Below are 18,227 nucleotides of genomic sequence, written 5' to 3'. Positions count from 1 at the left end.
CAGCTAGTACCTGTTTAGGAAAAAGGACTTAATCATGCAACGCTTGCTCGTTATCTTACTTTTTAGTAGCACTTTAGCTTTAATCGGCTGTCAGCCGCAAATTCAGTCAACACTAGCAACAACCGCAACTTCCACACTTGCGGTCAGCGGTGGCGCGTCGGTTGAAGCGGTGCCTGATCGACTGCAATTAGGCCTTGCCGTCGAGCGCATGGGGCAAGATATTCCTAAACTCAAAACTGAGGTCGATGCCATCACCGCAAATCTGCTCGACTATTTAACAAAACAAGGTATCAACCACGACCACATTCAATCTTTCGCCATCCGTATTTATCCACAGTACCGATACGATGACGGGCAACAGCAATTAACCGGATATCAGGTTTCGCGGCGGATGACGATAAACTTCCTCAACCCTGAGCAGCATAGTCCGTTTCTTGAATATGCTTTAAACAACGGCGTACAACGAGTCGACGAACCGCAATTAACAATAAGTAACGTCGATGCGCTCTACCAGCAGGCACTAATCGAAGCGCTGCAATTAGCTCGCCAAAAAGCAGAAAAACTTGCAGCAGCAGCTGGTGTCAGCATTGTTGGTGTAGCCGACATTCGCGAAAGTTCCAACCAAGCTCCCGTGGTTCGTTATCGAATGGCGCAGGCAGAAATGAGTGCCGATGTTAGCCTACCAGGTCAGCAATCGGTTGAAGCTCGCGTGGATGTTGTTTATCGGCTTAACAGTGAGGACTGAAGTAAGTTTATCGGCACCGTGGCAAGCAGCGTGGTCAGACAGTGAGGGCCTCCCCCACCGCGGACAAATTCAATCGCGTCAATTGGCATAATCCTGAGCTTAGGAAAGGCTTCCCGCAGCGTAGTAACGGCTTGTGCGTCTTGCTCAATTCCAAATTGCGGCACCATCAACGCTTGCGGTAAAGAGATCAGGTTTGCATAACTCAACAGCAGAGGTCGACGACCACGCGGTAATACACCAGGATGCCGAACTACGTCGTGATAAATATTCGTTGGCTCATACAATTGCTGGGCTTGCGGCAGCTCTATCCAGCGGTAATCGCTAGCCCAAGGTTGTTGTTGCAACGCTAGCAGCTCGCGGTTCCACAGAGGATCACTCGCACTAGCTGCAAAAACAATCGAGCCCGAATCAACAAACTGCAGTTGATTGTCGACATGCCCTGAGGTTTCATCTGCGCCTAACCCATGTTGCAACCAAATCACGCGTTGCAATCCGAAGCTCTTCGCCAGCACCCGCTCCAGCTCAGCGAGACTTTTCCCGGGATTACGTAACTGCAAGCTACATCCATGCACCACTGCTGTTCCAGCGCCATCGTGAGTGAGCATTCCACCTTCGAAAACTAAAGGTACACGATGAAATGAAATACGCTGGCGTGATGCCAACTGACGGGCAAAACGTTGATCTCGGGCATGGCTTTGATTCACACCTTGCCAACCATTAAAGTGCCCGGCACTCGCCGTGCGTTGTGCTAAACATTGCAGATACAGGGGCGCAGTATCACGCACCCACGCATCATCGTAACCAATAGGAAACCACTGCAAGTTAGCTGGTAGTCGCGCTAAGGCTGAATGTACTTGTGGCGGATGCACCCCGAGACAAACCGGGTGGTGTGGAGCTATAGCTTCAAGCATGTTCAACAGCTGTTGTTGAACAGGTCTGGCATTGTCACGCCAAACATCATTTCGATAGGGCCACAAGGCTAGTAGTGGTCCTTCATGTTGCCAGTCGGCAAGCAGCTTCATTTGCGTGTACGTTGTTTCGCTTCTTGTAATCGCTTGCCTTGGCTACGACGTGCGCGCGAGTAACGTTTTTGCCGAGTCTCTGGCTTACGTCCATCAATAAAGCTACGGTTTTCCGGTTGCAGATCGACCATCTGACGCAAGTAGTTGATTTGCTCCAGCGATAGCTCGCCCCAACCACTTTGCGGAAGACCTTGTTCGAGCTTAATATTGCCGTAACGTACGCGTATTAATCGGCTTACCGTAGCCCCTTGTGACTCCCACAAGCGACGTACTTCACGATTACGTCCCTCAGTAAGCATCACCTGATACCATTGATTCATACCTTCGCCGCCACCGCGCTTAATTTCCTTAAACGAAGCAGGACCATCTTCCAGCTGTACACCTTTTAACAATCTGCGAATCATCGCATCGTCAACTTCGCCGAAAACGCGCACCGCATACTCACGCTCAATTTGATGACCAGGATGCATCAAACGATTAGCAAGTTCACCATCGGTGGTGAATAGCAGCAAGCCCGAAGTGTTCACGTCAAGTCGGCCCACTGCAACCCAGCGAGCACCTTGCACCCGCGGAAGTCGATCGTAGACCGTAGGACGGCCTTCAGGATCTTTGCGGGTACATAACTCCCCTTCAGGCTTGTGGTACATGAGCACGCGGCAAACCACATCTTCCGGTGGTTTAATCGCCACTTCATGACCATCGATCCGCACTTTAGCGTCGGTATCGATACGCTCGCCTAAGGTCGCAACCTTGCCATTCACACTGATACGGCCAGCGGCAATTTTGGTTTCTAATTCACGGCGAGAACCATGCCCAGAACGGGCTAAAACTTTCTGTAACTTTTCACTCATGGGGCGCTTTCACTCTCTTCGGTCGCTGTCTCAGCGGTTGTTTCTTGAGCAACTGGCCCTGTATTCGCTGTCCTTGTTGGAGGCTCTGGAATAGCAGGTAACTCAGATAGATCTTTCAGGTTAAAATAATCTAAGAACTCATTGGTAGTAGCGTACAATTGTGGACGCCCGGGCACCTCGCGGTGACCAATCACTTTAACCCAACCACGTTCTTGTAATGTTTTCATAATTTGCGAACTAACACTTACGCCGCGGATCTCTTCGATATCACCACGGGTAATTGGTTGTCGATACGCAATCAAAGCAAGGGTTTCCAACAACGCCTGCGAATAACGTGGTGGCTTCTCTTGCCAGAGGTTGGCGATTATACCACCTAATTCTGCGCGCGTCTGAAATCTGTAGCCCGAGGCGATCTCCTGCAGTTGCACGCCGCGCTCCTGATAATCGTGCTCCAACTCGACCAACACCTCGCGCACAGTTTTGCGTGTTGCATCCACGCCGTGTGCGAGCAAATAGTCGGTTAGCTGTGCCACCGACATCGGCGCTTCGGCAACAAACAAGACAGCTTCAATAAGTTGTTTAATCTGTTGATTCTGCATAAACCTGCTCGCGCGTTGAAATGTGAATTTCCGAAAAAGCATCGACTTGGGTGACATCCACCAGAGCCTCTTTCACCAGCTCCAATACCGCCAAAAAGCTTACTACGACCCCCTCTTTGCCTTCACTTGGCTCAAACAGCTGGGCGAATCGTAACCGCTGATGAGTCTGTAAAAGATCGATAATGCGACTCATACGTTCCCGCGTCGACAATCGCTCACGATGAATTTGATGATGTTGCTGTAATTCAGTTTGCGCCATAGCGTGACTAAAAGCGACCGCCAGTTCAGCTAGCGCAACATCGGGAAGCGGTTGCTTAACATAGTCCTTAGCATCAGTTTCGGCATGTACTACGAAGAGGTCGCGTTCAGTCTGTGGCATCTGATCGAGGTAGCCAGCACCAGTACGAATCGCTTCATATTCCTGCAATCGACGTACTAATTCGGCGCGCGGATCAGCTTCATCATCTTCTTCTGCTGGTGGTCGTGGTAACAGCATTCGACTCTTGATTTCCGCTAACATTGCCGCCATCACCAAATAATCCGCCGCCAGCTCAAGCTTGAGCTCTTTCATCATTTCGACGTATTCCATGTATTGCTTGGTGATGGGTAATATTGGTAAATCAACAATATCTAGTTTTTGTCGGCGAATGAGGTATAACAGCAGGTCCATCGGACCGGAAAAGCTCTCGAGAATAAGCTCAAGGGCATCTGGTGGGATATAGAGATCTTCGGGCTTGTCGATAACCGCCTCGCCGCGCACAAAGCCCAGCGGCAATGATTGTTGTTGGGGCGATGTAGTCGATTCCGCCATGGTTAGCCGAGGTGATCAAATGGCGCAGTGTCACCGGAACCAACGCGGGTCACTTGCACCGTATCATCAGCAAGATCAACAACCGTAGTAGGCGCTTCACCACGATGGTCGCCATCTACAATCACGTCAACTTGACGTTCGAGGCGCTCACGAATTTCATAGGGATCGGACTCAGCAAACTCATTTGTTCCCAAGATCAAGCTGGTCGACATCAAAGGTTCACCTAAAGCCCCGAGTAACGCCATAGTTATCGGATCATCAGAAACCCGAATGCCAATGGTTTTACGTTTCGGATTCAACAATCGTTTGGGAACTTCCTTGGTCGCCTTCAGAATAAAGGTGTAATGGCCAGGCGTGTTGTTTTTTAACAGACGAAACGCTGTGTTATCGACCCTTGCGTAAATCGAGAGCTCGGACAGGTCGCGGCACATAAGGGTAAAATGGTGGTCTTTATCTATTTCTCGAATTCGACAGATACGTTCCATCGCAGTTTTATCGCCAATACGGCAACCGATGGCGTAACCTGAATCCGTTGGGTACACCAGCACCCCACCCTGCATGACATGTTGTACCGCTTGTTGGATCAATCGCGGCTGTGGGTTTTCGGGGTGTATGGTGAAATACTGACTCATAGTTATGACTAAACCTTACGTTAGGCGTGTGATCCGTTCCAATGCCTCCATATTGGCACAGTGTCGGGCGGTAGACAAAGATTTTTGCCTAACTCGCGCCATGGTCGAGGCCCATGAAAATCAGAACCTGCAGACGCCGCCAAATCAAGTTCTCTGGCCATAGTTGCAAGCGCTGAGCGCTGTCCCGGACTTTGTTGGCTGATGGCAACTTCAAGGCCATCCAGCCCGTAGCCTTTCGCTTCATTTAGCAACTTACGCAACCATTTATTACTCAGCTGGTAGGCATGAGGGTGCGCAAGAACAGCTTGTCCGCCAGCCGCGTGAACTGCACCAATAGCAGCTTCCAAATCACACCAGTCCGTCGCCACATAAGCTTGTTGGCCTTTACCTAGATAACGTTGAAAAGCACTATCAAAATTTTTCACCCAGCCTTGCTCCACCAACGCCTCAGCCAGGTGTTTGCGGGTTGGCATGGTCAGTTCGGCAGCCAATGGTGGTGCTACTTCAATTCCGGCGTGGTGCAACTTATCGAGCATCAACTGATAGCGTTGTTGGCGCAATTGTTGCTGACCCTGTAACAACTCAAGTAAGGCAGGATGTTCGGGATTCACTTGCAAGCCAACCAGATGGATCTCGAAACTTTGCCAGCGACAAGTTATTTCAACCCCCGCGACAAGCTCAAGCTCGAGCTGATGTTCAACAATTGCGGCGGCTGCGTGTTGCAATCCAGCGATGGTATCATGGTCGGTCAGCGCCAGATAGGTTACCCCATGCTTTGCCGCCCGCTGAACCAGCTCTGCTGGCGCCAGTTCGCCATCAGAGAAATGGCTGTGACAGTGCAAATCATAAACTCTACTCATAAAGCTGCCGCTAATTCTGCGCCCTGACGAATGGCCCGTTTTGCATCTAACTCAGCGGCAACGTCGGCACCGCCAATCAGGTGTATCGCCTGACCTGCAGATTCGAGCTCTTGTTGTAGCTCACGCAATGGCAACTGCCCTGCACAAGTGACAATAGTGTCCACCGCAAGCAACTGCTCTTTGCCATCGGTTTCTATCCAAAGCCCCTCGTCTGTTATGCGCTGATAACTAACACCTGGCAGCATGTGCACACCTTTCTTTTTTAGGGTCGCACGATGCACCCAGCCTGACGTTTTACCTAAACCTTTTCCAACCTTGCTGGTCTTACGCTGCAGCAACCAGACTTCGCGCGGGGTAGTTTCCGGCTTCGGCTGCCTTAACGCGCCACGTTCCTGATAGTCTTTATCTACCCCCCAAATCGCTGACCACTCATCAGCATTTAGCGTTGGAGACGCCGTCGTCGTCAAGTATTCAGCAACGTCAAAACCGATACCGCCAGCTCCTATTAACGCAACTTTCGTGCCGACCGCTTTATGGTCACGCAGCACGTCGAGATAACTCATAACTTTTTCATTCTCAATTCCGTCTATGTTTATCTCGCGTGGCACCACACCGGTAGCCAATACCACTTCGTCAAATTTTTCTGCCAGTAATGACTCGGCAGTTTGTCTGGTACCAAGGTGAACCTTCACTCCAGTATCCGCCAAACGATGACTAAAAAACCGAATGGTTTCGTGAAATTCTTCTTTGCCAGGAATTTGCTTAGCATAGTTAAACTGCCCGCCAATTTCGGTTTTCGATTCGAACAGATGCACCTCATGACCACGTTCAGCGGCATAACACGAAAAAGCCAAGCCCGCAGGGCCGGCTCCAACCACTGCTATACGTTTTTGCTTAGTTGCGGGAATCATGACCAATTCGGTTTCATAGCAAGCTTGAGGATTCACCAGACAACTTGCTCGCTTATTCTCAAATACATGATCCAAACATGCTTGGTTACAGGCAATGCAAGTATTAATGCGATCACTTTGTTGCGCTTCAGCTTTAGCAACAAAATTGGCATCCGCAAGCAATGGCCGTGCCATTGACACCATATCCGCCTCGCCTTTCGCAAGAATCTGTTCACCAATTTCTGGCGTGTTGATACGATTAACTGCGACCACTGGAATGGAAACTTGTTCTCGTACTCTTGCCGTTATCCAACTGAACGCGCCCCGTGGCACCGAGGTGACGATGGTCGGTACCCGTGCTTCGTGCCAGCCGATGCCACTATTAATCAGTGTCGCTCCAGCCGCTTCAATGCCTTTGGCGAGCTCGATTACTTCATCGTACTCATGCCCCCCTGGCACTAAGTCGAGCATCGACAACCGGTAAATAATAATGAAGTCAGAACCTACCGCGGCACGTACCGCTTGCATAATCTCCAACGCAAACCGTGACCGATTGGCAAAAGTTCCGCCCCAACGATCCGTGCGTTTATTAGTTCGCGGACACAAGAATTGATTGATCAAATAGCCTTCTGATCCCATAACCTCAACACCATCGTACCCACCTTTTTGGGCCAACTTTGCACAGCGGGCAAAATGCTTGATAGTGGTATGAATTTGGCGTTCAGACATTGCGCTCGGCGTAAACGGCGAAATCGGAGCTTTAATTTTGCTTGGTGCAACAGAAAACGGGTGATACGCATAACGGCCAGTATGCAGAATCTGTAAACAAATCTTACTGTCATGTCGATGCACCGCTGCGGTTATTTTACGATGCTTGGCTAGGTGCCAAGGTCGACTGAGTTCAGAGCCGAAAGGTTGTACCCGACCACGAAAGTTCGGGCTGATACCGCCAGTGACAATGAGCCCTACCCCGCCCTTTGCTCGCGCTTCGTAAAAGGCTGCCAATTTGTCGAAACCATGCTTTTCCTCTTCAAGTCCAGTATGCATCGAGCCCATCAGGACGCGGTTCCGCAATTGTGTAAAGCCTAAATCTAAGGGTTTTAACAGGTGGGGGTATGCGCTTGCCACAGTAACCTCAACTTAAACAGCTGTTTGAATTAGTTTACTGTACTGATTTCACCGCTTGGCGGCAAGTGCTAAGAATCCCAAGCGGTGACATCACAGGCTAAAAATAATACCCGATATTGATATTAAAGCGAGTCTTGGTCTCCGTTGAATCTCCTGCCATAGACCCACCAATAAACGGCTGATTCTTCGCCGTCACCAGATCGAAATAGGTGTAGAGCCCACCGGCTGCGACGGCAACGCCTAACACATTCATTACGGTATCTTCTCCACCTCCACGCTTATTGGTCATCAGACTATAGTCGTTGTAGAAGGTCAGATTTGATATCGGCCCAACATTTACTGGCCAGCTATAGGCGATGTTCGCCGTATACAATGTAGCTCTGCTTGGGATGGTATCGTAAAACGCATAAGCACCAACGACGATCCCTTCATTGGCCATATCCATATCGTAATCGTATTGACTTACTTGTCCCATAAAGGTCCAGCGGTCGACACTGTAAACACCATGTACAGCAAAGGCCTCACGATCGCCGACATCATCAGTACCATCGTGCATCTTGCCTAATTGTCCCGACAGACCCCATTCAAAGCTACTTCCGTCGCTTAAAGCATACTTACGTGCCACGCGCGCAGCGAAGCTGTTGGTTTCACCCACCGCCAACACTGGCGTATCATAAATGCCTTCGCCACTCAGACGCACTCCCAACGCATCATAGGCATAGCGATCTTCACGACCACTGACGTAACCATCTACACCGCCCTGTTCATCATTTTTGAAAAAGGCTATGTCAAAATCCCACTCTGGATCGCGATAAAGGAACTTCACGCCAGCATCATGATCGTCTTCCAGGCCAACATAGAAATTTGAACTAAAAAAGTAGTTGTTAGAGTTATAAGGCGTGTTACCAAAAGGTACCTTGGTGATGCCTACTTGCCCCTGCCAGTTTTCAGTGAAGTTATAGCCGACCCATGCGTGTTGCACGGATTCCATGTATTGGAACCAACGGTACTGTGCTGATAGGATCACGTCACCGATAGTCCCACTATAGTCAAGTCGAATCAGATCGAAGTCGATGTCGCCACTTCGGTCTTTGTTGCCGTTATTATAGTCTTCCCAAACAAACTGCGTGCGCACCGCACCACCAATGGTGATGGGTGCATTTTGGGCGGATTCGACATCTTCTTCTAACCGTTCAACACGTGCCGCAATCGCGGTATTCGCATTGATACGCTCGCGCGGTGCAACAGCCCCCGCTCGCGGTGCCTGCTGGAGCGCAGCTTTTGCAGTGGCTTCCTCTTCTTGTTCTTGCTTGTCAGCCAGTTGCGCTTCGAGTTCAGCGACACGCTGTTGCAAACGCTGCATTTGCTGCATGACTTCTTGCAACTGCGTAGCTGTCACTTCGCCACCACCTTGTTGCTGCGCTAATACAGGAGTACTCAAAACCGCACCTATACAAACTGCGAGTATTTGTTTTTTCATCGTTTATTCTCCCTTTAGCGCAACACGTGCAAGAAGTGCATGTGTTTGTGATAGTGGTCGATAACATCGCCGATCACCGCATCACGCGACCAACCCAAGATGTCATAATCCTGACCACCTTCACGTAAATGTACCTCGGCACGATAATACTTTTTCTCTTCCGCAATATCGGTCGGATCGCTATCGGCCAGAATAAACGCTGGTTGTACGTGGCTTTGCAGATGAACTTGGTAAACAAAGTCTATTTCATCACCATGGACAACACGGTAGATCAGTTGTTCACCATTATCGGCACTGATCTCAACCTGCAGGCCGCTTTCACGCATTTCCTCGGCAACTTCATCAAAAGCTGGTTTAACGACCTGCTGGATGAAGCGTTGGCCAACCTGTTTACTTGGGAAGTCGATAATATTATGCAACCGCTCACGCCAGTTTTTGTTACTTACCGATGAGCCCATCAGATAGTTATTCTGCAATGCCTCTTTTTTGTGCACATCAACCCGCAACGCTTTGACCAGACCGTAAGTCGCAATCATCAAAATAATCGTAAAGGGTAATGCACTGGCAATAGTCATGGTCTGCAGTGCACCTAAGCCCCCGGCAAGCAATAATACAATAGCTACAATACCCTCGCCACTTGCCCAAAAAATACGTTGCCATACAGGTGTATCATCACGACCGTTAGAGCACAGCATGTCGACCACCATCGAACCAGAGTCAGACGACGTGACGAAGAACACAATCACCATCACGGTCGCCAAACCAGATAAGAAGGTACTGAAAGGGAACCCCTCTAAAAATGCAAACAGCGCCACAGATACGTCATTTTGCACCAGATCAGCTAGCTCAGTTGCGCCCTCGTTGAGAATCATATCGATAGCCGAATTACCAAAGAAAGTCATCCACATCAAGGTGAAACCGGCGGGTATTAACAACACTCCAGAGACAAATTCACGAATGGTGCGGCCACGTGAAACGCGCGCGATAAATAAGCCAACAAACGGCGCCCAGCTTAACCACCACCCCCAGTAGAAAACGGTCCAACCACCGATCCAGTCCGTTTTCTCATAGGCAAATAAATTAAATGTATTGCTCACAATGTCGGCGACATAAGAACCGGTGTTTTGTACAAAGGCTTGCAACAAGAATACCGTAGGGCCGGCAATGAGAACGAACAACAACAACAGTACGGCAAGACCCATATTCAGTTCTGATAAACGGCGGATGCCTTTATCCAAGCCAGTGGTAACCGAGATGATAGCCAACATGGTTACCCCGATAATGAGCATCACTTGCACCATGGTGGATACCGGAATACCAAATAGATAACCGAGTCCCGAATTAATTTGCGCAACACCATAGCCCAATGAAGTGGCAACACCAAACACTGTACCTATAACCGCAAACACGTCCACCACATGCCCGATAGGACCATATATACGATTGCCAATCATAGGGTATAAGGCGGAACGAAGGGTCAGCGGTAAGCCATGACGATAGGCGAAGAACGCCAGAATGAGTGCCACTATCGCGTAAATTGCCCACGCGTGTAGACCCCAGTGGAAGAAGGTGATTTTCATTGCTTCGCGTGCAGCCTCATTGGTGCCCGCTTCTGCCACCGGCGGTGACAAGAAATGCATGACCGGCTCTGCGACACCAAAAAACATCAGCCCTATACCCATACCGGCAGAAAACAGCATTGAGAACCAAGTCAGGTTCGAGTAGTCCGGTGCTGAGTGATCAGGACCCAATTTTATAGTGCCGTAACGCGAAAAGCCGAGAAATACTACTGTCAGCAGAATAATCGCAACCGCCATTACGTAGAACCAACTCAAGTTGGTGATAATGGATGACTGTACGGTTGAAAACACACTGTTCGCGCCTTCAGGGAAAACTGTAGTTAACAAAAGAATGATAAAGATAAGACCAGCCGCACTATAAAAAACGGGTGGATTCAGACGTGCTTTATCGGGAGATGCCATGCGTCTTACTCCTGTCGGTTTTTTTATTTCTATTTATTATAGATAGTTATGCCTAAGATGCTAACTTAGATCAAAAAAAAGGCTTCCACAAGGAAGCCTTTTTATCATCACATCTGGTTATCTAGTCATTAGATAACTTCTGCGCGCTCTACAATTTCAACCAATGCCCAAGACTTAGTCTTAGATACTGGGCGAGTTTCGCGAATAATCACGGTATCGCCAGTATTGCACGAGTTGTCTTCGTCGTGTGCGTGTAATTTAGTAGTACGAGAAATGTACTTACCGTATACAGGGTGTTTAACCCGACGCTCGATAGCAACTGTGATGGACTTGTCCATCTTATCGCTAATTACACGACCTTGCAGAGTACGAACACGTTTTTCATCAGTCATTACGCACCTGCCTTCTGATTCAGAATAGTTTTCACACGTGCAATATCACGACGCACTTGTTTCAACATGTGAGTTTGATTCAGCTGACCAGTCGCTGCTTGCATGCGCAGATTAAACTGCTCACGACGCAAACCCAGCAATTCTTCTTGCAGCTGCTCAACGGTTTTATCTTTAAGTTCGTTCGCTTTCATTACATCACCGTCCGAGATACAAAGATGGTTTTGAATGGCAGCTTACGTGCCGCAAGAGTAAACGCTTCACGCGCCAGCTCTTCCGAAACACCGTCGATTTCATACAGGACACGACCTGGCTGAATTTGAGCTACCCAGTATTCCACGTTACCTTTACCTTTACCCATCCGCACTTCAAGAGGCTTTTGAGTAATTGGTTTATCAGGGAATACGCGGATCCAAATTTTACCCTGACGTTTAACGTGACGCGTCATGGCACGACGAGCCGCTTCGATTTGACGCGCAGTCATACGACCACGGTCAACAGCTTTCAATCCGAAAGTGCCGAAGCTAACTTTGTTACCTGCTTGCGCCATACCACGGTTGCGGCCTTTGTGGACCTTACGGAATTTAGTACGCTTTGGTTGTAACATTTAGTATCTCCTTACTTACGGCCTTTAGGGCGTTTGGCTGGAGCTTGTGGCTTTTCTTCGACTGGCATACCGCCCAGTACTTCACCACGGAAGACCCAAACTTTCACACCGATGATGCCGTAAGTGGTATTTGCTTCAGCAGTTGCGTAATCGATATCTGCACGCAATGTGTGCAGCGGTACGCGACCTTCACGGTACCATTCAGTACGAGCAATTTCTGCTCCGCCTAAACGACCGCTAACTTCCACTTTGATACCCTTGGCGCCAAGACGCATTGCGTTCTGTACAGCACGCTTCATAGCGCGACGGAACATAACACGACGTTCTAGCTGACCAGCAATGTTTTCCGCAACCAGTTGCGCATCCAATTCAGGCTTACGCACTTCTGAAATGTTGATTTGAGCTGGCACGCCAGTCAATTTTGAAACTGCTTGACGCAGCTTCTCAACATCTTCACCTTTCTTACCGATGACCACGCCTGGGCGTGCAGTATGAATAGTGACACGGATGCTCTTCGCAGGACGCTCAATTACGATACGAGAAACTGAAGCGTTGCTTAGTTTCTTGCGTAGTAATTCGCGAACCTGATGATCACTGTGCAGGTTATCGGCAAAATCTTTTGTATTCGCGAACCAGGTCGCATTCCATGGTTTGGTGATACCTAGGCGAATACCATTAGGATGAACTTTCTGACCCATAACTTTATCTCCTAGCTATCTGAAACAACCACAGTAATGTGGCTGGTACGCTTTAGGATACGATCAGCACGACCTTTCGCACGAGGTTTGATGCGTTTCATGGTAGGACCTTCGTCAACCATTACTTGTGCAACTTTAAGCTCGTCGATGTCGGCACCTTCGTTGTGTTCAGCATTCGCGATAGCTGACTCCAGCACCTTTTTCAGCAGACCAGCTGCATCTTTAGGGCTATAGTTCAATACGTCCAGCGCTTTCGCCACTGGTAAACCGCGAATTTGGTCAGCAACCAACCGGCCTTTCTGCGGAGATAGGCGGGCGAACTTGTGAATAGCAATAGCTTCCATCTTGTGTCTCCCTTACCGTTTCTTCGCTTTCTTATCAGCAGCGTGGCCGCGATAAGTACGGGTTGGTGCAAATTCACCAAGCTTGTGACCAATCATTTCGTCAGAAACGAAAACTGGCACATGCTGGCGACCGTTATGAACAGCAATAGTAAGGCCGATCATATCAGGGATAATCATTGAACGACGGGACCAAGTCTTAATTGGCTTTTTGTCCCCGGCTTCCAACGCTTTCTCCACCTTATTTAGCAGGTGAAGGTCTATAAATGGACCTTTTTTAAGAGAACGTGGCATGTTTAATCCTCAACTCTTATTTGTTGCGACGACGTACGATGAATTTATCAGTACGCTTGTTCTTACGGGTCTTGTAACCCTTAGTCGGTGTACCCCATGGGCTCACCGGATGACGACCACCTGAAGTACGACCTTCACCACCACCGTGTGGGTGATCAACTGGGTTCATCGCCACACCGCGTACGGTAGGACGAACACCACGCCAGCGCGTTGCACCAGCTTTACCCAATTGACGCAGCATGTGTTCTGCGTTGCCGACTTCACCGATGGTTGCACGACAATCCGACTGAATTCGGCGAACTTCGCCAGAACGCAGACGTAAAGTTACGTAACCGCCATCGCGAGCCAAAACCTGAACATAAGCACCAGCTGAACGAGCCAACTGAGCGCCTTTACCAGGCTTCATTTCGATTGCGTGTACAACAGAACCTACTGGAATGTTACGCAGAGGTAATGCGTTACCCGCTTTGATCGGTGCATCTGAACCAGACTTAATTTGATCACCAGCTTTCATGCCCTTAGGAGCAAGAATGTAGCGACGTTCACCGTCTGCATACAGAACCAATGCGATGTTTGCTGAACGGTTTGGATCATATTCCAAACGCTCAACTTTCGCAGGGATACCGTCTTTGTCGCGTTTAAAGTCGACCACACGGTAGTGATGCTTGTGACCACCACCAATATGACGAACGGTAATACGACCGTTATTGTTACGACCACCTTTCTTGCTGTTTTTATCCAGCAAAGGCGCATAAGGCTTGCCTTTATACAGGTCTTCGTTAACCACTTTAATTACGTGGCGACGACCTGGAGACGTAGGCTTACACTTAACTAATGCCATGTGAATTCCTCCTATTACTCAGCGCCGCCGACGAAGTCGATGTCAGCACCTTCTTTCAGGGTGACATACGCTTTTTTCCAGTCACTACGCTTACCGAAGCGCATGCCTGAGCGTTTGGTTTTGCCTTTCACGTTGACAGTACGAACGCGTTCAACTTCAACCTCGAACAGTTTTTCAACTGCAGCTTTGATTTCAGATTTGTTCGCATCGGTAGCAACCTTGAAAACAACAGTGTTGCTGGTTTCAGCTGCAACTGTTGATTTCTCAGAAACGTGAGGAGCAATGATCACTTTAAGTAAACGTTCTTCACGCATCATGATAATACCTCCTCAAGTTGCTTCACCGCGTCCGCAGTCATCAGAACTTTTTCGAAAGCAATCAGGCTAACCGGATCAACACCCTGAACATCACGTGCGTCAACCTTGTGCAGGTTGCGTGACGCTAAGAACAAGTTTTCGTCAAGTTCTTTAGTCACGATTAACACGTCGTTCAAGCCCATTTCTTTCAGCTTAGCGGACAATTGCTTAGTCTTTGGTGCATCAACACCAAAGCTCTCTACCACGACCAAACGATCCTGACGAACCAGTTCAGACAAGATGCTTTTCATCGCACCGCGGTACATTTTCTTGTTTACTTTCTGTGCGTGGTTTTGTGGTTTCGCTGCGAAAGTTACACCACCACTACGCCAGATTGGGCTACTAGCTGTACCTGCACGAGCACGACCAGTTCCCTTTTGACGCCACGGCTTTTTGCCGCCGCCAGAAACTTCAGAACGCGTCTTCTGTGCTTTCGAGCCCTGACGAGCACCAGCAGCATAAGCGACGACTACCTGATGAATCAGAGCCTCATTGAACTCACGTCCAAAGGTAGCTTCGGAAACCTCAAGAGCGCCTTTTGCGTCTTTAAATGTTAATTCCATCACCATTCTCCTCAGACGTTACGCCTTTGCCTTGACTGCTGGCTTGATGATTACATCACCACCAGTAGCACCAGGGACAGCGCCGCGAATTAGCAACAAACCACGCTCAGCGTCTACACGTACGATATCAAGCGTCTGTACGGTAATTTGTTTGTTACCCATTTGGCCTGCCATTTTCTTGCCTTTGAATACCCGACCAGGAGACTGGTTTTGTCCGATAGAACCCGGTGCACGATGTGACAACGAGTTACCATGGGTAGCGTCCTGGGTACGGAAATTCCAGCGCTTAACAGCACCTTGAAAACCTTTACCTTTAGAGGTGCCGGTAACGTCTACTTTTTTGGTGTCCGCAAATAATTCTACGGTGATTTCAGAACCTACTGCGAAATCATCACCTTCGCCGTCTTCCAGGCGGAATTCCCAGAGACCACGACCTGCTTCAACACCCGCTTTCGCGAAGTGGCCAGCAGCTGGTTTGTTTACGCGGTTCGCTTTTTTGTCACCTGTTGTAACCTGAAGCGCACGATAGCCGTCCGTTTCCTCAGTTTTTACCTGAGTCACACGGTTTGCAGTCACTTCAATCACAGTAACAGGTACAGAAGCGCCGTCTTCTTGGAAGACACGTGTCATTCCTACTTTACGACCGACTAGACCAATAGCCATTGTTAAAACCTCTCGTGTGTAATCCTATTACTGCCCGCTTAACCCAGGCTGATTTGAACATCAACGCCAGCTGCAAGGTCAAGACGCATTAGCGCATCAACAGTCTTGTCAGTTGGGTCCATGATATCAATCAGACGCTTGTGGGTACGGATCTCGTACTGGTCACGCGCATCTTTATTCACGTGTGGTGAAATCAACACGGTGAAACGTTCTTTGCGCGTAGGCAGAGGGATTGGACCACGTACCTGAGCACCAGTGCGTTTTGCAGTCTCGACAATCTCTGCAGTCGACTGGTCAATCAGACGGTGATCGAACGCTTTCAGTCGAATCCGAATTCTTTGATTAGCCATATAAAATCAAAGCCTCAAATAATAAAGAGCATTTAAAAAAGAGCACAGAAAAAAACCTACACCCTGGCAGCATACCGGGAGAGGTATTTTCAACGAAATATCCATTCAATCCCCTATCGGGATTGCTGTGGCAACCAACTACCGATTGTATTTTTCCTTTAAGAGATCAACAACCGTGGCGGCGAATTATACATAGAAAACATGGAAAAGCAAGAGCAATGTTCGCTATTGGCTGTTCGCTGTTGGTTTAAACCAACAGCGAACAGCCAATAGCGACGAACGGTTTTAGTGGTGAGCAGCGTAGGTTTCTACTTCGCGCCAAACGCGGAGAATATTCTCATTTAGAATCTTTTTAATATCAGCATCGGAATAGCCGCGGTCAATCAAACCTTGCACCAGATTCGGGTAACTCGAGACGTCTTTTAAACCAACCGGCAACGAATCACCAACACCGTCATAATCTGAGCCTATACCGATATGATCGATACCTACCAGGTCGACCACGTAGTCAATGTGGTTAAGCACTTGCTCCAGGGTAGCGTATGGGAACGGGTTGTCAGAGCGCAATTCAGCAATGCGTTTTTCTGCTTCTTTACTCGCTTCACCAAACTCTTCTTTTACTTGTTCAATTTGCTGGTCCAGCATATCGCGCCAGCGGTTGGCTGCTTGTGTAACAAAACTGGAGCCAAAGTTGATCATAATCACACCGCCATTATCGGCTAATGCTTTGATCATGTCATCGCTCATATTACGTTCAAAGCCTGGCGTGTAACGACGTAACGATGAATGTGAGGCAATCACCGGAGCTTTACTGATGTCGATGGTTTGCCAAAATGCATCATCGGAGACGTGGGAGATATCGACCATCATGCCGATGTTGTTCATCTCCACCACCAGCTCTTTACCAAATGCACTTAAGCCATCCCACTGGCGGCGGATATCATAGGATGAATCGGCAATGTGGTTTGATAATGAGTGGGACAAAGTAATGTAACGAATGCCACGATCGTAGAATTCTTTAAGGTTGGCCATGTCACCTTCCATCGGCGAACCATTTTCCATACCTAGTGCCAACGAAATCAATCCTTGTTCATACTGTTGCATCACGTCTTCAACGTTATAGGCCATCGCGAACTTGTCTGGAGCTCGCCATGCTAAGGCTTCCATACTATCGATCAAGCGGTGGGCGAGTTGCTTACTTGCTCCCGGCGTTTGTTCCAACTGGGCTGGAATATAAATCGACATAAAAGGCACATTTAAACCACCAGCAACCGCTCGCGGGTAATCAAAATCTCCACCTTCTGTGGCTTTACTCACATCATCCCAGTTTTTTGTCAGGCGATAAGGCACATCAATATGGGTGTCGATAAGCAGATTTTCTTTACTCAGTTGCACTGCGCGTGCGCTAGCACTGTATTGCTCTTCAGTGTTGATTGGTGCCGCTAGTGCGGTTGAAACCGCCATAGCCGTTGTCAGAACTGTGGTCAAACTTAAGGTGCTGACCTTACCGAACCATGCGTACTTGTTCACTGCACATTCCTCTGTAATTAAAGATTACGTATTATTGTGATATATGATGAACAGCAGACTAGCACAAATATTTATCCAAAATCACCCTGTCTTGATCCCGTTAAGCGCATGGTTCGTGGCAACGACCGCAGCTGCAGCTAAGATGCTGGCGACCGGTGCAAAGGTCAGAATGATCAGCCATGTGGTAATTGAAGCAAACATTAGAATTACTCCGGCTGAATCCGTTTCGAGCTGTGATTAATGTCACTCTGCGAAGCTTCAACTGACGCATAGACCACTACCCGGTAAGGGATTTCTTTACGCATCTCTGCCAGGTTATGGACACTTGAGCGTTTGGTCTGTTGCGCAAGCTGATGCTTTACGATCTGAGTTTGGGCCGCCAACGACTGGCTGATAGCTTCATGTAACGTGGGTTGCTGGGCCATAGCTGGTGCAGCAATAGTGGCGCAAACAATGGCCAGACTTAAAACTAACTTTTTCATTCTCTTCTCCTAGCTTTGGTGTTGAATACTCACCGTCGTCACAACGGTATGAGTTAAGTCGCTAGAAGTAATACAAAGGTTGTGCCAACTTTCTAATGGAGAAATCAAGTCAT

23 protein-coding genes are annotated in these 18,227 nt (G+C 48.7%); 1 reads left to right on the top strand and 22 read right to left on the bottom strand.

Annotated features, from left to right (window positions below):
• The first annotated feature begins 34 nt into the window (after positions 1-34).
• A complete protein-coding gene (locus ACQ5ES_RS00475) occupies positions 35-745 on the top strand; it encodes an SIMPL domain-containing protein (protein WP_445014003.1) in 711 nt (236 codons plus the stop codon).
• Here the strand turns inward: ACQ5ES_RS00475 and ACQ5ES_RS00470 are convergent.
• From ACQ5ES_RS00470 to ACQ5ES_RS00365, 22 genes are all read right to left on the bottom strand, one after another.
• Positions 721-1,767, bottom strand: a complete 1,047-nt coding sequence (locus tag ACQ5ES_RS00470; RefSeq protein ID WP_445014002.1) for an agmatine deiminase family protein — start codon at positions 1,765-1,767, stop codon at positions 721-723. The two genes, ACQ5ES_RS00475 and ACQ5ES_RS00470, sit on opposite strands and share 25 nt — an antisense overlap.
• The gene (gene rluB, locus ACQ5ES_RS00465; RefSeq protein WP_445014001.1) at positions 1,764-2,618 is read right to left on the bottom strand and encodes a 23S rRNA pseudouridine(2605) synthase RluB; all 855 of its coding nucleotides are present in this window, start codon (positions 2,616-2,618) and stop codon (positions 1,764-1,766) included. The genes ACQ5ES_RS00470 and rluB overlap by 4 nt, the downstream gene beginning before the upstream one ends.
• Complete coding sequence (gene scpB / locus ACQ5ES_RS00460; protein ID WP_445014000.1) at positions 2,615-3,217, bottom strand: SMC-Scp complex subunit ScpB; 603 nt, start codon at positions 3,215-3,217, stop codon at positions 2,615-2,617. Before scpB ends, rluB begins: the two co-directional genes overlap by 4 nt.
• Entirely contained in the window at positions 3,198-4,028 is an 831-nt protein-coding gene (locus ACQ5ES_RS00455; RefSeq protein WP_445013999.1) for a segregation and condensation protein A, read from the bottom strand. The genes scpB and ACQ5ES_RS00455 overlap by 20 nt, the downstream gene beginning before the upstream one ends.
• A 2-nt stretch (positions 4,029-4,030) precedes the next feature.
• On the bottom strand, positions 4,031-4,660 hold the full coding sequence (locus ACQ5ES_RS00450) for an L-threonylcarbamoyladenylate synthase (RefSeq protein WP_445013998.1): 630 nt from the start codon (positions 4,658-4,660) through the stop codon (positions 4,031-4,033).
• A gap of 20 nt (positions 4,661-4,680) precedes the next feature.
• Positions 4,681-5,520 (bottom strand): PHP domain-containing protein, encoded by an 840-nt coding sequence (locus ACQ5ES_RS00445; protein WP_445013997.1) that lies wholly within the window; start codon positions 5,518-5,520, stop codon positions 4,681-4,683.
• A complete protein-coding gene (locus ACQ5ES_RS00440; protein WP_445013996.1) occupies positions 5,517-7,538 on the bottom strand; it encodes an oxidoreductase in 2,022 nt (673 codons plus the stop codon). The genes ACQ5ES_RS00445 and ACQ5ES_RS00440 overlap by 4 nt, the downstream gene beginning before the upstream one ends.
• Before the next feature lie 97 nt (positions 7,539-7,635).
• Positions 7,636-9,018 carry a putative porin gene (locus ACQ5ES_RS00435; protein ID WP_445013995.1) on the bottom strand — a complete coding sequence of 461 codons (1,383 nt, stop codon included), beginning with the start codon at positions 9,016-9,018 and terminating at the stop codon, positions 7,636-7,638.
• Between the two features lie 14 nt (positions 9,019-9,032).
• Positions 9,033-11,000 carry a BCCT family transporter gene (locus tag ACQ5ES_RS00430; RefSeq protein WP_445013994.1) on the bottom strand — a complete coding sequence of 656 codons (1,968 nt, stop codon included), beginning with the start codon at positions 10,998-11,000 and terminating at the stop codon, positions 9,033-9,035.
• 128 nt (positions 11,001-11,128) lie between these two features.
• Positions 11,129-11,392: a 30S ribosomal protein S17 gene (rpsQ, locus tag ACQ5ES_RS00425; RefSeq protein WP_445013993.1), complete on the bottom strand. Its 264-nt coding sequence runs from the start codon at positions 11,390-11,392 to the stop codon at positions 11,129-11,131.
• The gene (rpmC, locus tag ACQ5ES_RS00420; protein ID WP_126762620.1) at positions 11,392-11,583 is read right to left on the bottom strand and encodes a 50S ribosomal protein L29; all 192 of its coding nucleotides are present in this window, start codon (positions 11,581-11,583) and stop codon (positions 11,392-11,394) included. Before rpmC ends, rpsQ begins: the two co-directional genes overlap by 1 nt.
• Positions 11,583-11,996, bottom strand: coding sequence for a 50S ribosomal protein L16 (rplP, locus tag ACQ5ES_RS00415; RefSeq protein WP_126762622.1), 414 nt, complete (start codon positions 11,994-11,996; stop codon positions 11,583-11,585). The genes rpmC and rplP overlap by 1 nt, the downstream gene beginning before the upstream one ends.
• A gap of 11 nt (positions 11,997-12,007) precedes the next feature.
• The gene (gene rpsC / locus ACQ5ES_RS00410) at positions 12,008-12,694 is read right to left on the bottom strand and encodes a 30S ribosomal protein S3 (protein ID WP_301721751.1); all 687 of its coding nucleotides are present in this window, start codon (positions 12,692-12,694) and stop codon (positions 12,008-12,010) included.
• Positions 12,695-12,705: 11 nt separating this feature from the next.
• A complete protein-coding gene (gene rplV / locus ACQ5ES_RS00405) occupies positions 12,706-13,038 on the bottom strand; it encodes a 50S ribosomal protein L22 (protein WP_445013992.1) in 333 nt (110 codons plus the stop codon).
• 12 nt (positions 13,039-13,050) lie between these two features.
• Positions 13,051-13,329 carry a 30S ribosomal protein S19 gene (rpsS, locus tag ACQ5ES_RS00400; RefSeq protein WP_026860408.1) on the bottom strand — a complete coding sequence of 93 codons (279 nt, stop codon included), beginning with the start codon at positions 13,327-13,329 and terminating at the stop codon, positions 13,051-13,053.
• 16 nt (positions 13,330-13,345) lie between these two features.
• Complete coding sequence (rplB, locus tag ACQ5ES_RS00395) at positions 13,346-14,170, bottom strand: 50S ribosomal protein L2 (protein WP_445013991.1); 825 nt, start codon at positions 14,168-14,170, stop codon at positions 13,346-13,348.
• A gap of 14 nt (positions 14,171-14,184) precedes the next feature.
• Positions 14,185-14,487 carry a 50S ribosomal protein L23 gene (gene rplW / locus ACQ5ES_RS00390; protein WP_445013990.1) on the bottom strand — a complete coding sequence of 101 codons (303 nt, stop codon included), beginning with the start codon at positions 14,485-14,487 and terminating at the stop codon, positions 14,185-14,187.
• Complete coding sequence (gene rplD / locus ACQ5ES_RS00385; RefSeq protein ID WP_445013989.1) at positions 14,484-15,089, bottom strand: 50S ribosomal protein L4; 606 nt, start codon at positions 15,087-15,089, stop codon at positions 14,484-14,486. Before rplD ends, rplW begins: the two co-directional genes overlap by 4 nt.
• 18 nt (positions 15,090-15,107) lie before the next feature.
• Entirely contained in the window at positions 15,108-15,752 is a 645-nt protein-coding gene (gene rplC / locus ACQ5ES_RS00380) for a 50S ribosomal protein L3 (protein ID WP_445013988.1), read from the bottom strand.
• Positions 15,753-15,790: 38 nt separating this feature from the next.
• Positions 15,791-16,102, bottom strand: coding sequence for a 30S ribosomal protein S10 (rpsJ, locus tag ACQ5ES_RS00375; protein ID WP_008488677.1), 312 nt, complete (start codon positions 16,100-16,102; stop codon positions 15,791-15,793).
• 285 nt (positions 16,103-16,387) lie between these two features.
• Entirely contained in the window at positions 16,388-17,590 is a 1,203-nt protein-coding gene (locus tag ACQ5ES_RS00370; RefSeq protein ID WP_445015344.1) for a dipeptidase, read from the bottom strand.
• Between the two features lie 248 nt (positions 17,591-17,838).
• Positions 17,839-18,114: a hypothetical protein gene (locus ACQ5ES_RS00365; RefSeq protein ID WP_445013987.1), complete on the bottom strand. Its 276-nt coding sequence runs from the start codon at positions 18,112-18,114 to the stop codon at positions 17,839-17,841.
• Between the last annotated feature and the right edge of the window lie 113 nt (positions 18,115-18,227).

It is taken from the genome of Pseudidiomarina xizangensis, assembly GCF_052541995.1.
The sequence above is the reverse complement of the archived record's forward strand: the minus strand, read 5'-3'. Positions and strand labels throughout refer to the sequence as shown.

What these genes read in the sequence shown, in the direction of transcription:
- rplB (WP_445013991.1), bottom strand. Translation starts at nt 14,170, where the DNA reads ATGGCATTAGTTAAGTGTAAGCCTACGTCTCCAGGTCGTCGCCACGTA.
- ACQ5ES_RS00445 (WP_445013997.1), bottom strand. Translation starts at nt 5,520, where the DNA reads ATGAGTAGAGTTTATGATTTGCACTGTCACAGCCATTTCTCTGATGGC.
- rplV (WP_445013992.1), bottom strand. Translation starts at nt 13,038, where the DNA reads ATGGAAGCTATTGCTATTCACAAGTTCGCCCGCCTATCTCCGCAGAAA.
- ACQ5ES_RS00435 (WP_445013995.1), bottom strand. Translation starts at nt 9,018, where the DNA reads ATGAAAAAACAAATACTCGCAGTTTGTATAGGTGCGGTTTTGAGTACT.
- rpsJ (WP_008488677.1), bottom strand. Translation starts at nt 16,102, where the DNA reads ATGGCTAATCAAAGAATTCGGATTCGACTGAAAGCGTTCGATCACCGT.
- rpsS (WP_026860408.1), bottom strand. Translation starts at nt 13,329, where the DNA reads ATGCCACGTTCTCTTAAAAAAGGTCCATTTATAGACCTTCACCTGCTA.
- rluB (WP_445014001.1), bottom strand. Translation starts at nt 2,618, where the DNA reads ATGAGTGAAAAGTTACAGAAAGTTTTAGCCCGTTCTGGGCATGGTTCT.
- rplP (WP_126762622.1), bottom strand. Translation starts at nt 11,996, where the DNA reads ATGTTACAACCAAAGCGTACTAAATTCCGTAAGGTCCACAAAGGCCGC.
- ACQ5ES_RS00365 (WP_445013987.1), bottom strand. Translation starts at nt 18,114, where the DNA reads ATGAAAAAGTTAGTTTTAAGTCTGGCCATTGTTTGCGCCACTATTGCT.
- ACQ5ES_RS00475 (WP_445014003.1), top strand. Translation starts at nt 35, where the DNA reads ATGCAACGCTTGCTCGTTATCTTACTTTTTAGTAGCACTTTAGCTTTA.
- ACQ5ES_RS00450 (WP_445013998.1), bottom strand. Translation starts at nt 4,660, where the DNA reads ATGAGTCAGTATTTCACCATACACCCCGAAAACCCACAGCCGCGATTG.
- rplC (WP_445013988.1), bottom strand. Translation starts at nt 15,752, where the DNA reads ATGGCTATTGGTCTAGTCGGTCGTAAAGTAGGAATGACACGTGTCTTC.
- ACQ5ES_RS00455 (WP_445013999.1), bottom strand. Translation starts at nt 4,028, where the DNA reads ATGGCGGAATCGACTACATCGCCCCAACAACAATCATTGCCGCTGGGC.
- ACQ5ES_RS00470 (WP_445014002.1), bottom strand. Translation starts at nt 1,767, where the DNA reads ATGAAGCTGCTTGCCGACTGGCAACATGAAGGACCACTACTAGCCTTG.
- rpmC (WP_126762620.1), bottom strand. Translation starts at nt 11,583, where the DNA reads ATGAAAGCGAACGAACTTAAAGATAAAACCGTTGAGCAGCTGCAAGAA.
- ACQ5ES_RS00430 (WP_445013994.1), bottom strand. Translation starts at nt 11,000, where the DNA reads ATGGCATCTCCCGATAAAGCACGTCTGAATCCACCCGTTTTTTATAGT.
- scpB (WP_445014000.1), bottom strand. Translation starts at nt 3,217, where the DNA reads ATGCAGAATCAACAGATTAAACAACTTATTGAAGCTGTCTTGTTTGTT.
- rplW (WP_445013990.1), bottom strand. Translation starts at nt 14,487, where the DNA reads ATGATGCGTGAAGAACGTTTACTTAAAGTGATCATTGCTCCTCACGTT.
- rpsQ (WP_445013993.1), bottom strand. Translation starts at nt 11,392, where the DNA reads ATGACTGATGAAAAACGTGTTCGTACTCTGCAAGGTCGTGTAATTAGC.
- rpsC (WP_301721751.1), bottom strand. Translation starts at nt 12,694, where the DNA reads ATGGGTCAGAAAGTTCATCCTAATGGTATTCGCCTAGGTATCACCAAA.
- rplD (WP_445013989.1), bottom strand. Translation starts at nt 15,089, where the DNA reads ATGGAATTAACATTTAAAGACGCAAAAGGCGCTCTTGAGGTTTCCGAA.